This window comes from Oleiphilus sp. HI0125 (assembly GCF_001635355.1).
Genome location: NZ_LWGF01001498.1, coordinates 1 through 654 on the forward strand (window position 1 = coordinate 1; position 654 = coordinate 654).

Genomic DNA, 654 nt, shown 5'->3' on the forward strand with positions numbered 1-654 from the left:
GGATTATGCGCAGCTTTTTGCACGACCTGTTCAATTGATAAGCGATCGTTTCTAACATGCTCAATTAAACTCAGCAGTGCATGCTGAACCAATGGCAGGCCCGCAGGCGCTTGCATATAAGGTACGTTTTTTTCATCAAAGGTATGCGGCGCATGATCGGTTGCAATAATATCAATCACATCATCACGCAAAGCCCGCAATATGGCGTTTCGATCACTAGCCTTCTTAATTGCTGGATTACACTTTATTAGGTTACCTTTCTGGGCATAATCCTCTTCGCTAAACCAAAGATGATGAACGCAAGCCTCGGCAGTAATGTGTTTCGTTTCGACTGGGCCTGACGCAAAGAGACTAAGCTCTTTCTCTGTTGTGATATGCAAAACATTTAACTGCGAGCCAAACTTCTTCGCCAATCCAACGGCATAAGATGAAGAGGCATAACAGGCTTCATCATCTCTAATAATTGGATGGTCATGAATCGTAATTTCACGCCCCAAATCTTCGATTCTCTTTAGGTTTCGATCCATGACANGCCCTCTTTCGCAATGCGTGGCAATAAGCACGGGGCATTCACGAAAAATAGCATCTAATGCATTTTGATCCTCAACAAGTAAGCTACCTGTCGATGCCCCCATAAACACCTTAACGCCACAG

The 654-nt window shown here is 44.3% G+C and carries 1 pseudogene; it reads right to left on the bottom strand.

Going from position 1 to position 654, the window contains the following annotated elements:
• A pseudogene (locus A3762_RS25160) lies at nt 1-527 on the bottom strand (dihydroorotase); the annotation flags it as partial.
• Nucleotides 528-654 lie beyond the last annotated feature (127 nt).